At 69.5% G+C, this 12,254-nt stretch carries 10 protein-coding genes and 3 pseudogenes; 6 read left to right on the top strand and 7 right to left on the bottom strand.

Going from position 1 to position 12,254, the window contains the following annotated elements; all coding sequences use genetic code 11:
- Nucleotides 1–371: 371 nt before the first annotated feature.
- Nucleotides 372–934, bottom strand: a pseudogene (locus AB0L71_RS24580) (IS5 family transposase); the annotation flags it as partial.
- Between AB0L71_RS24580 and AB0L71_RS24575 the strand changes: the two are divergent.
- Nucleotides 926–1,087: pseudogene (locus AB0L71_RS24575) on the top strand (helix-turn-helix domain-containing protein); the annotation flags it as partial. The pseudogenes AB0L71_RS24580 and AB0L71_RS24575 sit on opposite strands and share 9 nt — an antisense overlap.
- 87 nt (nt 1,088–1,174) lie before the next feature.
- Nucleotides 1,175–2,364: pseudogene (locus tag AB0L71_RS24570) on the top strand (tyrosine-type recombinase/integrase).
- Between the two features lie 77 nt (nt 2,365–2,441).
- On the opposite strand, the gene AB0L71_RS24565 reads toward AB0L71_RS24570, so the two are convergent.
- Nucleotides 2,442–3,203 (bottom strand): phosphoglyceromutase, encoded by a 762-nt coding sequence (locus AB0L71_RS24565; protein ID WP_365246793.1) that lies wholly within the window; start codon nt 3,201–3,203, stop codon nt 2,442–2,444.
- Nucleotides 3,204–3,454: 251 nt separating this feature from the next.
- Between AB0L71_RS24565 and AB0L71_RS24560 the strand changes: the two genes are divergently transcribed.
- Complete coding sequence (locus AB0L71_RS24560) at nt 3,455–4,807, top strand: MFS transporter (protein ID WP_365246792.1); 1,353 nt, start codon at nt 3,455–3,457, stop codon at nt 4,805–4,807.
- A gap of 20 nt (nt 4,808–4,827) precedes the next feature.
- Here AB0L71_RS24560 and AB0L71_RS24555 read toward each other — a convergent pair whose 3' ends face one another.
- Both AB0L71_RS24555 and AB0L71_RS24550 read right to left on the bottom strand, forming a co-directional pair.
- Nucleotides 4,828–5,913 carry a branched-chain amino acid aminotransferase gene (locus AB0L71_RS24555; RefSeq protein ID WP_365246790.1) on the bottom strand — a complete coding sequence of 362 codons (1,086 nt, stop codon included), beginning with the start codon at nt 5,911–5,913 and terminating at the stop codon, nt 4,828–4,830.
- A 342-nt stretch (nt 5,914–6,255) separates the two neighbouring features.
- Complete coding sequence (locus tag AB0L71_RS24550) at nt 6,256–7,110, bottom strand: oxidoreductase (RefSeq protein ID WP_365246788.1); 855 nt, start codon at nt 7,108–7,110, stop codon at nt 6,256–6,258.
- Nucleotides 7,111–7,168: 58 nt separating this feature from the next.
- Here AB0L71_RS24550 and AB0L71_RS24545 point away from each other — a divergent pair, with 58 nt between their 5' ends.
- Nucleotides 7,169–7,834, top strand: a complete 666-nt coding sequence (locus AB0L71_RS24545) for a DNA-binding response regulator (RefSeq protein ID WP_365246786.1) — start codon at nt 7,169–7,171, stop codon at nt 7,832–7,834.
- Nucleotides 7,835–7,967: 133 nt separating this feature from the next.
- On the opposite strand, the gene AB0L71_RS24540 is transcribed toward AB0L71_RS24545, so the two are convergent.
- Together AB0L71_RS24540 and phoU are read right to left on the bottom strand one after the other, a co-directional pair.
- The gene (locus AB0L71_RS24540) at nt 7,968–8,108 is read right to left on the bottom strand and encodes a hypothetical protein (protein WP_365246784.1); all 141 of its coding nucleotides are present in this window, start codon (nt 8,106–8,108) and stop codon (nt 7,968–7,970) included.
- A gap of 203 nt (nt 8,109–8,311) precedes the next feature.
- Nucleotides 8,312–8,989, bottom strand: a complete 678-nt coding sequence (phoU, locus tag AB0L71_RS24535; protein WP_365246782.1) for a phosphate signaling complex protein PhoU — start codon at nt 8,987–8,989, stop codon at nt 8,312–8,314.
- A gap of 196 nt (nt 8,990–9,185) precedes the next feature.
- Between phoU and AB0L71_RS24530 the strand changes: the two genes are divergently transcribed.
- A complete protein-coding gene (locus AB0L71_RS24530; protein WP_365246780.1) occupies nt 9,186–10,460 on the top strand; it encodes an ATP-binding protein in 1,275 nt (424 codons plus the stop codon).
- The gene (locus tag AB0L71_RS24525; RefSeq protein ID WP_365246778.1) at nt 10,457–11,137 is read left to right on the top strand and encodes a response regulator transcription factor; all 681 of its coding nucleotides are present in this window, start codon (nt 10,457–10,459) and stop codon (nt 11,135–11,137) included. The genes AB0L71_RS24530 and AB0L71_RS24525 overlap by 4 nt, the downstream gene beginning before the upstream one ends.
- Nucleotides 11,138–11,208: 71 nt before the next feature.
- Here AB0L71_RS24525 and AB0L71_RS24520 read toward each other — a convergent pair whose 3' ends face one another.
- Nucleotides 11,209–11,850 (bottom strand): DUF461 domain-containing protein, encoded by a 642-nt coding sequence (locus AB0L71_RS24520; RefSeq protein ID WP_365246776.1) that lies wholly within the window; start codon nt 11,848–11,850, stop codon nt 11,209–11,211.
- Nucleotides 11,851–12,254 lie beyond the last annotated feature (404 nt).

The raw sequence follows: 12,254 nt of genomic DNA, 5'->3' as shown, positions 1-12,254 counted from the left end.
CACGCGCCCTCAGCGCCCCGCAACTCCTCCACATTCCCGGCCAGCTCGGCGAGCCACGCCGCCCTGGACTCCCCTGGCGTTCGATGGTGCTCCGTGCGAACTCCATCACGATCTGCGGCGGATCAGGGGGTGAATTCGCTGTTCAACACCGAAGTGGAGGGAGGCCTGCCATCGGGTGATGTCGTCGTCCGGCACGGCTGACGGCTCCGCATCCTGCGGTGTCAGCAGGCGTGCCGACTAACCTCCGCTGACCTGCGATTGGGCGGCCATGGGTGGTCGCTATTGACCGTTGCTTGTCGCCCTCAGAGGGCCTAAGGAGGGCCGGCGGTGTCGCCCCGGACCCTCACTCACGAAGAGGAGCGCTGATCATTTCAGAATGAGGTTCGGGGGCGTCGCGAGCAGATGATGCTGCAGGCGAGTTGGAGCAGCCCGAGGTGTAGGTCGGCTCGTATCTCGTAGCGGGTCCGTAGGCGTTTGAACTGGTGGAGCCAGGCGAAGGTTCGCTCGACGACCCATCTGGTCCTGCCCGGGCCGGATCCGTGGGCGGTGCCCTTGCGAGCGATCTTCGGCGTGATGCCACGCGTGCGGAGCAGGCGTGGGTACTTGTCGTAGTCGTAGCCGCGGTCGGCAAACAAGCGCCGTGGCCGGTAGCGGGGCCGGCCTACTAGGCCGTGGATGCGGGGGATCGTGTCCAGCAGCGGTATGAACTGGGTGACGTCATGACGGTTTCTGCCGGTCAACGACGCGGCGAGGGGTGTTCTGTGCCGGTCGGTGATCAGGTGGTGCTTGCTGCCGAGGCGGCCACGGTCGACCGGCGAGGGTCCGGTGTGAGCCCCCCTTTCAGGGCCTGGACGTGTGAGCCGTCGATCGCGGCGTCGTCCATGTCCAGCAGGCCTGCCTTGCGGAGTTCCGCGAGGAGAATGGCGTGGCGGGCGCTCCCGACGACATCGCCGAGATCTTCGGCGTTCCCCGCGAAACCGTCTACCAGTGGCGCAGGAAGCGCACCGGCCCTCCCGGATTCCGCGTCGGTAAGCACGTCCGCTACGACCCCGCCGAAGTGGGGGCCTACGTCACTCAGCTCAAGGACGTCGACCGCGTCGCGGCCTTACACGCCAGCAGGGGCGGCCGTCGAGCGGCCGCCCCTGCTCCATGCTGGGAAAGGACTCCGCTCCTCATGGCAAGCCACATCCACGACCGCTGGTTCAAGACCACGACCGGCACCGACAGCAAGACCGTCCGTGTCAGGACCGACCGCCACGGAAGGGCATGCGCTACCGCGCCCGCTCCTTCACGCCCGAGGGGAAGCGTAAGGAGAAGGCCTTCCCCGACGGGCAGAAACGCCAGGGCGAGCAGTGGCTGAGTGCCATGCAGGCAGACGTAGCCTGCGGCGACTTCATCGACCCGAATGCGTCCCGTACCACGTTTCAGGAGTTCGCAGAGAAGTGGCTCGCGAGCCAGAGCGGCGACCCGAACACTCGGGCGTCAATGGAGTCTCGGCTCAGACTGCACGCCTTCCCGCGCATCGGGGCGCGTCAGCTCGGGTCGTTCCAGCCGAGCCACGTCCGAGAGTTCGTGACGCAGCTCGAGGCATCCGGCATGTCCGGCGCGTACGCACGCGTCATCTTCTCCAACGTCCGCTCCAGGCTCTCCGCCGCCGTAGAAGATGGATGCCTGCGCCGGAACTCCTGCAACTCGCGCACGGTGACCCCGCGGCCATGGGTGCGCGTCGCCATGGTCGAGCGCTTCCGGCCCGTGGTCGACGTGGGTGCCGGATGCGGCCTGCGGTAAGGGGAGATCCTCGGCCTGTCCGTCGATGACATCGACTCCGACAGCGGCACGCTGCACGTAGTGCAGCAACTCAAGCTGAGCCTGATCAAGGCCGTGTCCGCGCCCCCGAAGGGCGGCAAGCTCTGTGACGTACCGCTGTCCGATCCGGTGGCAGAAGCACTACAGGAGCACATGAAGCGATTCCCGCCGGTAGAGATCAAACTCCTGTGGATGCGAGCGAACGGCCAGCCGGTGACCCGGCGGCTCATCTTCACGGGGCCCAACGGTGGGCACATCTGGCGGACCTCGCTGAACGAAGACCACTGGAAGCCCGCTCTCGCGAAGGCGGGCGTCATCCCGAAGGACAAGAGTCGCGAGCACGCCGCCGCCAGCGAGCACGGCATGCACGCCCTGCGGCACTTCTACGCGTCCGTGCTCTTGGATACGGGAGAGAGCATCAAGGGCCTCGCGGAGTACCTCGGGCGCTCCGATCCGGGGCTGACGTTGAAGGTGTACGCGCACCTCATGCCGAGCAGCCGGGATCGAGCCCGGAAGGCTCTCGGGCGAGCGCTCCGGCCGCAGGACCCGGGGGCCTGAGGGCCAGAGAGGGCCCAAGCCGTGAAAATGCCCCTGATCCGCACCGAAAGCGCGGATCAGGGGCATGATTACGAAAGCTACTTCTTCTTACCCTGGTTCTTCACGGCCTCGATGGCAGCCTTCGCCGCCTCCGGGTCGAGGTACGTGCCGCCCGGCTTCACCGGGCGGAAGTCGGCGTCCAGCTCGTAGGCGAGCGGGATGCCGGTCGGGATGTTCAGGCCCGCGATGTCGGCGTCGGAGATGCCGTCGAGGTGCTTGACCAGCGCGCGCAGGCTGTTGCCGTGGGCGGCGACCAGGACCGTGCGGCCGGCCAGGAGGTCCGGGACGATGCCGTCGTACCAGTACGGCAGCATGCGGACGACGACGTCCTTGAGGCACTCGGTGCGCGGGCGCAGCTCCGGCGGGATCGACGCGTAGCGCGGGTCGTCGCTCTGGGAGAACTCGGTGCCGTCCTCGAGGGCGGGCGGCGGGGTGTCGTACGAGCGGCGCCAGAGCATGAACTGCTCCTCGCCGAACTCGGCGAGCGTCTGCGCCTTGTCCTTGCCCTGCAGGGCGCCGTAGTGACGCTCGTTCAGCCGCCAGGTGCGGTGGACGGGGATCCAGTGGCGGTCCGCGGCCTCCAGCGCGAGCTGCGCGGTGCGGATGGCGCGCTTCTGGAGGGAGGTGTGCAGGACATCGGGGAGCAGACCGGCGTCCTTGAGCAGCTCACCGCCGCGGACTGCCTCCTTCTCGCCCTTCTCCGTGAGGTTGACGTCCACCCAACCGGTGAACAGGTTCTTCGCGTTCCATTCGCTCTCGCCGTGGCGGAGGAGGATCAGCTTGTACGGTGCGTCGGCCATGGCCCCGAGCGTAATCGAATCCGTACTCGTGTCGCGCGGGCGGTCACAGGCCGGACAGCCGGGACCGGGCGGTCACCGGGCGGACGGGAGGGGCCCGGCGGGGGCGAGGTGAGGGGGCCGGGGAATGCGGCGACGGGCGGTCGGCATCAATGGGGTGGCGGAGTGGAATCCGGGATTTGTAATGTGTGCGGAGCTGTCGGGCCTCTTACCGGCGAGCGTCCGTGTTCCGTACGTCCCTGGGGGGATTCCGTATGTCTGTCGCCGGTCTTGGACGGGCTGCCCGAGATTCCGTGTCCGGATTCCCCAGGGAGTTCTGGTGGCTGTGGACCAGCACGCTGGTCAACCGTCTCGGGGCCTTCGTCGCCACGTTCATGGTGCTCTACCTGACCCTGGAGCGAGGTTACTCGGCGTCGTACGCAGGTCTGGTCGCCGCGCTGCACGGGCTCGGCGGGGTCGTCTCCTCACTCGGGGCCGGGGTGATGACCGACCGGCTGGGTCGGCGGCCCACCATGCTCATCGCGCAGACCTCCACCGCCGTGTCCGTGGCCGTGCTCGGATTCATGGTCCATCCGGTGGCGATCGCGTTCGTGGCGTTCTTCGTCGGCATGGCGAGCAGCGCCTCGCGGCCTGCCGTGCAGGCCATGATGGCCGACATCGTCCGGCCCGAGGACCGGGTGCGGGCCTTCTCGCTCAACTACTGGGCGATCAATCTCGGCTTCGCCGTCTCCTCCGCCGGGGCCGGCTTCGTCGCCGAGTACAGCTATCTCGTCGGGTTCCTGGGCGAGGCCACGATGACGCTGCTCTGCGCCCTCGTGGTCTTCATGAAGGTGCCCGAGTCGCGGCCCGACCCGCAGGGGGTGCGCGGGCGTGCGGCAGCCGGTGCCGACGAGGTACGGCTCATGACCGTGGTGCGCGACAGGCGTTTCATGAGCGTCGTCGGACTGTCCTTCGTCACCGCCCTGATCTTCCAGCAGGGGTCCGTGGGGCTCCCGGTGGCCATGGGCGCGGACGGGTTCTCCAGCTCCGACTTCGGTGCCGCCATGGCCGTCAACGGGGTGCTGATCGTGGTGCTCCAGATCCCGGTCACGCGTTTCCTCCAGCACCGCGATCCGCGCCGGCTGCTGATCGTCTCGGCGCTGCTGGCGGGGTACGGGTTCGGGCTGACCGCGTTCGCCGGGTCGGTCGCCCTGTACGCGCTGACCATCTGCGTCTGGACGGTTGGCGAGATCATCAGCTCGCCCATCCAGAGCAGCCTCGTGGTGAGGCTCTCGCCCGTCCGGGGCCGGGGCCGCTACCAGGGCATGTACACGATGTCCTGGTCGGCTTCGGCGCTGATCGCGCCGCTGATGGCGGGCCTGGTCCTCGACCGGTTCGGGGCGCAGTGGCTCTGGGGGGCGTGCGCCGTCCTGGGGACCGGGGCCGCGCTCGGCTACGGGCTGCTGATGCGGAACCTGCCCGATGAGCGCGGGGCGGCGGCCGCGGCGGACCCGGTGGCGGAGAGCGGCCCGGCGGTGCCGGTGCCGGGGGAGGGCCGGGTCGAGGAGAGTGCCGCTCCCGCCGGCCCCGGGTCCGGGAGTCGGCCCGTCAGCCCCGCAGCTCGGTAAGGGGCGGGCGGGCCGGTCGCTCAGATCAGGCGTCGCATCCAGCCATGAGGGTCCTCGGCCCGGCCGAACTGGATGTCGACCAGGCGGCGCCGCAGCAGCATCGTCACCGAGGACTCTGAGCCGGTGTCCGGTGCGATCGCCTCTCCGTCGTTCCAGACCAGCCGCCCGACGGGCGTCACCACGGCGCCGGTGCCACAGGCGAACACCTCTCTGATCTCACCCGTGCGCACGCCCTGCTGCCATTCGGTGATCGTGACCGGGCGCTCCTCGACGTCGAGGCCGAGCTCCTTGGCCAGGGTGAGGATGGAGGCCCGGGTGACGCCCTCCAGGATGGTGCCGAGTTCCGGGGTGACCAGGCGGTTGTCGCGCGTGACGAAGTACAGGTTCATGCCGCCGAGTTCCTCGACGTAGCGCCCCTCGGTCGCGTCCAGGAAGCAGACCTGGTCGCAGCCGTGCTCGGCGGCCTCCCTCATCGGGGCCAGGCTCGCCGCGTAGTTGCCGCCGCACTTGGCCGCGCCGGTCCCACCGCGCCCGGCGCGGGTGTACTCCGTCGACAGCCAGATCGACACCGGCTTGACCCCGCCGGAGAAGTACGAGCCGACCGGAGAGGCGATCACCATGTAGGTGACCTCGGCGGCGGGTCGCACACCGAGGAACGGCTCCGAGGCGAACATGAACGGACGCAGATACAGGCTCTGTTCCTCTCCTTGGGGCACCCACGCCTGGTCGGCGCGGACCAGAGCGGACACCGAGTCGAGGAACGTCGGCAGGGGGAGTTCGGGCAGGGCGAGTCGCTGCGCGGAGCGGATGAACCGCTCGCCGTTGGCCTCGGGCCGGAAGGTCCAGATGGACCCGTCCGGGTGCCGGTAGGCCTTCATCCCCTCGAAGATCTCCTGCGCGTAGTGCAGCACCGCCGCTGCCGGGTGCATGGGAATCGGCGCGAACGGAACCACCTCGCCGTCACCCCAGCCCGTTTCCGGAGTCCACACCACGCGGGCCATGTGATCGGTGAAGTAGCGTCCGAACTTGGGGTCCGCAAGAATCTCCGCACGCCGCTCGGGACGTGCCGGAGTCTGGTTGGGCTGAAGCGTGAACCGCGTACTCATCGCGGAAACCTCTCGATCGGGGCCCGGGGAAAGCGCGTCATGAAGTGATGGTTCGGTGAAGGTGGTTCGGCACCTTATCGGCCGATCGGTGTGCAGAGCAAGGAAGTTGGATCTTGGCGTGCTGATGCGCCCGAGCGGCGACGATGCCTCCGGTGTCGCGGCCGCGGTGGGCGTCTGGGTGGCCGGGCGGGGGCCGGGTCCTGGCTGATCACCCTCACCCACGGCCGGAGCCTGGCCCAGGTCGTCGTGGCCGGGCTCCGGGCCGATGAGAACGATGGGCCGATGAGAACGATGGGCCGATGAGAACGATGTCGGCGACCGCTGTGCCGAGTAGACGACCCGTCAGCCGCGCAGCTCGGACAGGTCCTCGTCACTGAGATCGAGATCGCCGGCCGCGAGGTTCTCCTCCAGGTGACCGAGAGTGCCGGTGCCGGGGATCGCCAGCACCGACGGCGACAACGCCAGCAGCGAGGCGATCTGTACCTGTGTGACGGTCGCGCCCAGGCGTGCCGCGACCTTGCCGAGCCGTCCGGTGTCGAGCGGGGTGCGGCCACCGCCGAGCGGGAAGTACGGCACGTACGCGGCACCCGCTTCCGTGCATTCCGCGAGCAGCTCCATGTCGGCGACGTGCTCGTTCTGCACCGCGGCGACGGGTGCGATCGCCCGGGCCTCGGCGAACTGGGCGGCGTCGACATGGCTGACGCCCAGGTGCCGGATCAGCCCCTCCGCCCGGAGCTCGGCCAGTACCGCGAAGCGTTCGGCGATCGACTCGCCACCCGGTGCGGCCAGCCCGCCCACCCGCAGGTAGACGAGGTCGAGCCGGTCCAGCCCGAGGGTGCGCAGATCCGTCTCGACCAGGGCGCGCAGCTCATCGGGCGTCGCCTGCCTGCTCGGCACTCCGTTCGCCCCGAGCAGCGGCCCGACCTTCGTCGCGATCACCAGGTCGTCGGGGTAGGGGCTCAGCGCGGTACGGATCAGATCGTTGGCCCACACCGCTCCGCGGCCGTAGAAGCCGGCCGTGTCGATGTGGTTCACGCCCCGTTCCACGGCACGCCGGAGCACCGCGATGCCGCTCTCCGGGGCCCGCGTCGGACCGTCGAGGGTACCCAGCGCCAGGCGCATGGCGCCGAAGCCGAGTCGGTTGATGGTCAGGTCTCCACCGAGGGAGAAAGTCTTCTTGGTCGCCATGGGATTCATGGTCCGATCCGTCATGAAGTCCGGCGAGCCCGTGACAGTTTGCTGCCAGACTGGCGCAGTGCGGAATGAACAGGTGTTCTCGGTCCAAGGGGACGCGGAACTGATCGCGCGTGCCGGTCATCTCTTCGCGTCCGCGCGGGCCGAGTTCCTGTGCGCCGCCCGGGACCTGAAGACCTGGTCCCAGCCGGAGGCCAGGGCATCGGTACAGGACCGGATGCGCGCCGTGCGGTCCCCGGACTTCACCACGTGCAAGCTGCTCAGCCCGGTGGCGCTCATCGAGGAGGAGGCCCGCGCGCACCTGCGGTTGGTCCAGGGCGAGGGCGCTCGCGTGCGGATCAGCGCGTCGCCGCTGCCGTACGAGACCATCCTCATCGACCGGCGGGTGATGATCCTGGCCGGCCGGGACACCCCCACCGGCCGCGAGTACACCGTGACGACATCGCCGATCCTGGTCGAGGGCGTCCACTCGCTGTTCTCGGCGATCTGGGACAACTCGGCCGATCTCGACACCTATCTGCGCAGCGACGTCCCCCATCTCGATGCCGACGGCCGCTCGGTCCTCAAAGCTCTTGGTTCGGGACTCACCGACGCATCGGCGGCCCGACGGCTCGGCGTCTCTCTCCGCACCTACCGGCGGCGCGTGGCCGAGCTGATGATCAAGCTGGAGGCCGGCTCCCGCTTCCAGGCCGGGCTGCGGGCGGGTGAGCTGGGGCTCCCTCGCTGACCGCAGCGAGGGCGTGCGGCCATCGAAGGCGGCCCGGCGCCCGCGCACGCCCGCGAAGCGCACCCCGTGCGAAGCAGTTCGCTCCGCACGGGGTGCCCCGTCGGCTTCCGTGGCTACTGCCGACCGGGTCCGGTCAGCCGCCGCACTGGCACGGAGCACCGGACTGGCAGCCGCATCCGCAGCCCGAGCCGCATCCGCAGGCGCCGAGCAGGGGCAGATGCACCGCTTCGGCGGGTGCCTCCTGCTGGGGTTCGGTCGTGGGGGAATCGGCCATGGTTCCTCCTCCATACGTACGACAGAGCCGTACGCGACAACGACGCGCGTACGACCGGGGCTACCGACAAGGCGTGCCGCCCCACCCCATTGAATGCCCAGGCGGGCGGGCGCATCAACGGCGCACATGTGCAGAAACACCTGTGCGACCGGGCGCGCCCGCGTACGCCGACGGAGGTCTGCCCCTTCCGGCCCGGCCTCCGGTCATGCGCCCTGCGCCGGCGGCTGCTGCTGGATCTCGTCGGCGTGCTCGCCGGTCACCAGGTACACCACGCGCTTGGCGACCGACACCGCGTGGTCGGCGAAGCGTTCGTAGTAGCGGCCGAGCAGCGTCACGTCGACGGCGGTCTCGATGCCGTGCTTCCAGCGGTCGTCCATCAGGTGCTGGAAGAGGGTGCGGTGCAGCAGGTCCATCTCGTCGTCGTCCTGCTCCAGCTGGAGGGCCAGGTCGACATCCTTGGTGATGATCACTTCGGCCGCCTTGGCCATCAGCCGCTGGGCCAGCTGCCCCATCTCCAGAATGGTGGCGTGCAGGTCGTGCGGCACCGCCGATTCGGGAAACCGCAGCCGGGCCAGCTTGGCGACGTGCTGGGCGAGGTCGCCCGAGCGCTCCAGGTCGGCGCTCATCCGCAGCGAGGTGACCACGATCCGCAGATCGGTCGCCACCGGCTGCTGGCGCGCGAGCAGGGCGATGGCCCGCGCCTCCAGGTCGTGCTGCAGGTCGTCGACCTTCTGGTCCGCGGCGATCACGCTCTCCGCGAGCTTGAGATCGGCATCGAGCATGGACGTGGTCGCCCGGCCGATCGCCGACCCGACGAGCCGGGCCATCTCGACCAGCCCCTCGCCGATCGAGTCGAGTTCCTCGTGGTACGCGTCACGCATGGATGTCCCTCTCCAGTCCTCGTCAAGGCCGGGGCCGGATACGGACCCCACGCTGTCACCCTGGGCTGCGTACGCGTCGGCTTCCGGCCGCACGGGTGAACCGTCCCTTGCCCCTTGGTGAACTCTGGGCGACGAGTGTTCGGATATGCCCTCGGATGGCTGGGAGAGGTCTCCTGGGCGCGCATAACCTTGAGGTATGGACGTGAACGCGGCAGTCGCCGCAGCTGCGGCGATCGGCGGTGCGTGCACCGGAGTGGTCGCCATGCTGGCGTTCCGCTGGAGCGAGCGCGACCAGAAGATGCCGACACGTACCTCCCTGCGCCCCGACAGCAACGCCCCCCTGCCTCCAGGGGTGGACACCGTCCTGTCCGTGCTCTCCTCCTCAGCGGTCGTGCTCGACGAGAGCGACAGCGTGGTCAAGGCCAGTTCCGCCGCCTATGCGCTGGGCCTGGTCAGGGGCGGGCGGCTCGCCGTCGACGCGATGCTCCACATGGCGAGGGACACCCGCCGGGACGGTGAGATACGGCAGGTCGAGCTGGACCTCCCCCGGCGCGGCACCGGCCGCGGCGAGACCCTCGCGGTCTCGGCGCGGGTCGCTCCGCTGGGCTCCCGACTGGTGCTCCTGCTGGTCGAGGACCTCACCGAGGCCCGCCGGATCGAAGCGGTACGCCGCGACTTCGTCGCCAATGTCAGCCACGAGCTCAAGACCCCGGTCGGAGCGCTCTCGCTGCTCTCCGAGGCCGTCATGGACGCCTCGGACGATCCGGAGGCGGTGGAGCGGTTCGCGGGGCGCATGCAGATCGAGGCGACCCGGCTGACCAACCTGGTGCAGGAGATCATCGACCTCTCCCGGGTGCAGAACGACGACCCGCTGGAGGACGCCGAGCCGGTCCGGGTGGACGAGCTGGTGGCCGAGGCCATCGACCGCTGCCGCCAGCAGGCCGGCTCCAAGCAGATCACCATGGCGGCGGGCGGCACGGCGGACCTCCGGATCTGGGGCAACCGCGGCCAGCTCGCAGCGGCACTCGGCAACCTCGTCGAGAACGCCGTCAACTACAGCCCCGCCCGTACCCGAGTGGGCATCGCCGCCAGGCGGCTGTCCGTACCCGGCGGGGACCAGATCGAGATAGCCGTGACCGACCAGGGCATCGGCATCTCGGAGAAGGACCGCGAGCGGGTCTTCGAACGCTTCTACCGCGTCGACCCGGCCCGCTCACGTGCCACCGGTGGCACCGGCCTCGGTCTCGCCATCGTCAAGCACGTGGCCGCCTCGCACGGCGGGGAGGTCTCGGTCTGGAGCTCGGAGGGCCAGGGCTCCACGTTCACCCTGCGGCTGCCCGAAGCGGGCTCCGCACGGGAGCGGGACCGTCGCCCGGACGGGCTGCTCGTCGCCGACGGCGCCGACGGGCCGCACGGACCCGCTCACCCCGACAACCTCGAACCATTTTCTGCCCCGGAGGTCCTTCCGTGACCCGAGTGCTCGTCGTCGAGGACGAGGAATCCTTCAGTGACGCCCTGTCCTACATGCTCCGCAAGGAGGGTTTCGAGGTCGCCGTCGCGGCCACCGGCCCGGACGGGCTGGACGAGTTCGAGCGCAACGGCGCCGATCTCGTGCTGCTCGACCTGATGCTGCCGGGCCTGCCCGGCACGGAGGTATGCCGTCAGCTGCGCAGCAGGTCCAACGTCCCCGTGATCATGGTCACGGCCAAGGACAGCGAGATCGACAAGGTCGTCGGCCTGGAGATAGGAGCGGACGACTACGTCACCAAGCCGTTCTCCTCGCGGGAGCTCGTCGCCCGCATCCGTGCGGTCCTGCGCCGCCGCGGTGAGCCGGAGGAGGTCGTACCGGCCGCGCTGGAGGCGGGCCCGGTCCGGATGGACGTGGACCGCCATGTGGTCACGGTCTCCGGCGGCAAGGTCGACCTCCCGCTCAAGGAGTTCGACCTGCTGGAGATGCTGCTGCGCAACGCGGGCCGGGTGCTGACCCGTATGCAGCTGATCGACCGGGTCTGGGGCGCGGACTACGTGGGTGACACCAAGACCCTCGACGTCCATGTCAAGCGCCTGCGCGCCAAGATCGAGCCCGACCCGGGCGCCCCGCGCTTCCTGGTGACGGTGCGGGGCCTGGGGTACAAGTTCGAGCCGTAGAGCGGCCCGTACGGACACGCGGAGGGCGCCCCCCGATGAGGAAGGGCGCCCTCCGTCGTATGCGTGCGGGGTCAGTCGGTGTGCGACGAGGCGGACGCGTCGTTGTCCGGAGTGGCCGTGTCGCTGTCGGACTCCGAACCGGCCGCCGGCGAAGCGGAGGCGGTACCGGTCGGTGTGGAGGTCTGCTTCGGCGTCGGCAGGGTGCTCGGGCCGAAGCTCTCGAAGTAGCTGGTCGCCGGGACGACGAACGCGTTGAGCGGGACCTCGCCGGTCGAGCTGAGCTTGAAGACGACGCGCTGCACATTGCCGGCCTGCGAGGCCTCGTGGCCGTTCTCGATCACGGCGGACGCGTTGCCTTCGCCGCCGAGGACCACCCGGCCGCCGGCCGGGACGACGACGGGGCCGGAGCCCTTGGCGGCGTGCAGCGCCACGGTGACGGTCGTGCCCGGCAGGGTGACGGAATCCAGGGTCTGCTGCTTGACGCCGTTGTTGAACAGCGTCGCGGAGACGACGGCCGGGCCCTCGGCGCCGTGTTCCGGCTGGATGATGAGGTTCGCGTTCTGGATGCTGATGTCACCGATGGTGGTGGCAGCAGTGTCCGGCCTGACCTCGAGCGTCGCGGCGTGATTGCCGGCACCGCACGCGCTGAGCGAGGCGATCGAGAACACGATGGCTGTGGCGGCGAGGGCGCCGTGTCGAAGGCTGCGGCTCACGGCGGCGGCAACTCCTTGAACGTTCGGACTGCGGACGGGAAGGGCGGGCGACGTAAAGCCGCCCTAAGGGTGTGTCAGCGGCCTTAGGCTACCGAGCCGCCCCTTCCGCCCCGCACCCGACCCGCCCCTTGGCGCATCGGCACTTCGCGGCGGCCGATGCCGTCGGGGGCCGGTACCGGGTCGGCGTTTGCGTGACAGGTGCACCACGAATCCGGTCGACACGCGCCGTTCGCATATCGCGGCGAGCAACGGTGATCAATTCATGAAGCGTGGCGCATTCCCTGCGCATAACCGATCGCACCGGAGCGGTGATCAATTCTATTGATCACCCCACATACATCCGTACGAGTGATCGATCTCCGAACGGAGTACGGAAACTCCCCCTCCAGAACCCGGCAAAACGG

The sequence above is a fragment of the Streptomyces sp. NPDC052052 genome, assembly GCF_040680455.1.
Lineage (GTDB): Bacteria > Actinomycetota > Actinomycetes > Streptomycetales > Streptomycetaceae > Streptomyces.
Note: the sequence above shows the minus strand (reverse complement) of the source record. Positions and strands in the feature narration are given on the sequence as shown.

Bases quoted from the DNA above. Each gene is read 5' to 3' on its own strand.
- AB0L71_RS24565 (WP_365246793.1), bottom strand. From the start codon at position 3,203: ATGGCCGACGCACCGTACAAGCTGATCCTCCTCCGCCACGGCGAGAGC.
- AB0L71_RS24560 (WP_365246792.1), top strand. From the start codon at position 3,455: ATGTCTGTCGCCGGTCTTGGACGGGCTGCCCGAGATTCCGTGTCCGGA.
- AB0L71_RS24555 (WP_365246790.1), bottom strand. From the start codon at position 5,913: ATGAGTACGCGGTTCACGCTTCAGCCCAACCAGACTCCGGCACGTCCC.
- AB0L71_RS24550 (WP_365246788.1), bottom strand. From the start codon at position 7,110: ATGAATCCCATGGCGACCAAGAAGACTTTCTCCCTCGGTGGAGACCTG.
- AB0L71_RS24540 (WP_365246784.1), bottom strand. From the start codon at position 8,108: ATGGCCGATTCCCCCACGACCGAACCCCAGCAGGAGGCACCCGCCGAA.
- phoU (WP_365246782.1), bottom strand. From the start codon at position 8,989: ATGCGTGACGCGTACCACGAGGAACTCGACTCGATCGGCGAGGGGCTG.
- AB0L71_RS24530 (WP_365246780.1), top strand. From the start codon at position 9,186: ATGGACGTGAACGCGGCAGTCGCCGCAGCTGCGGCGATCGGCGGTGCG.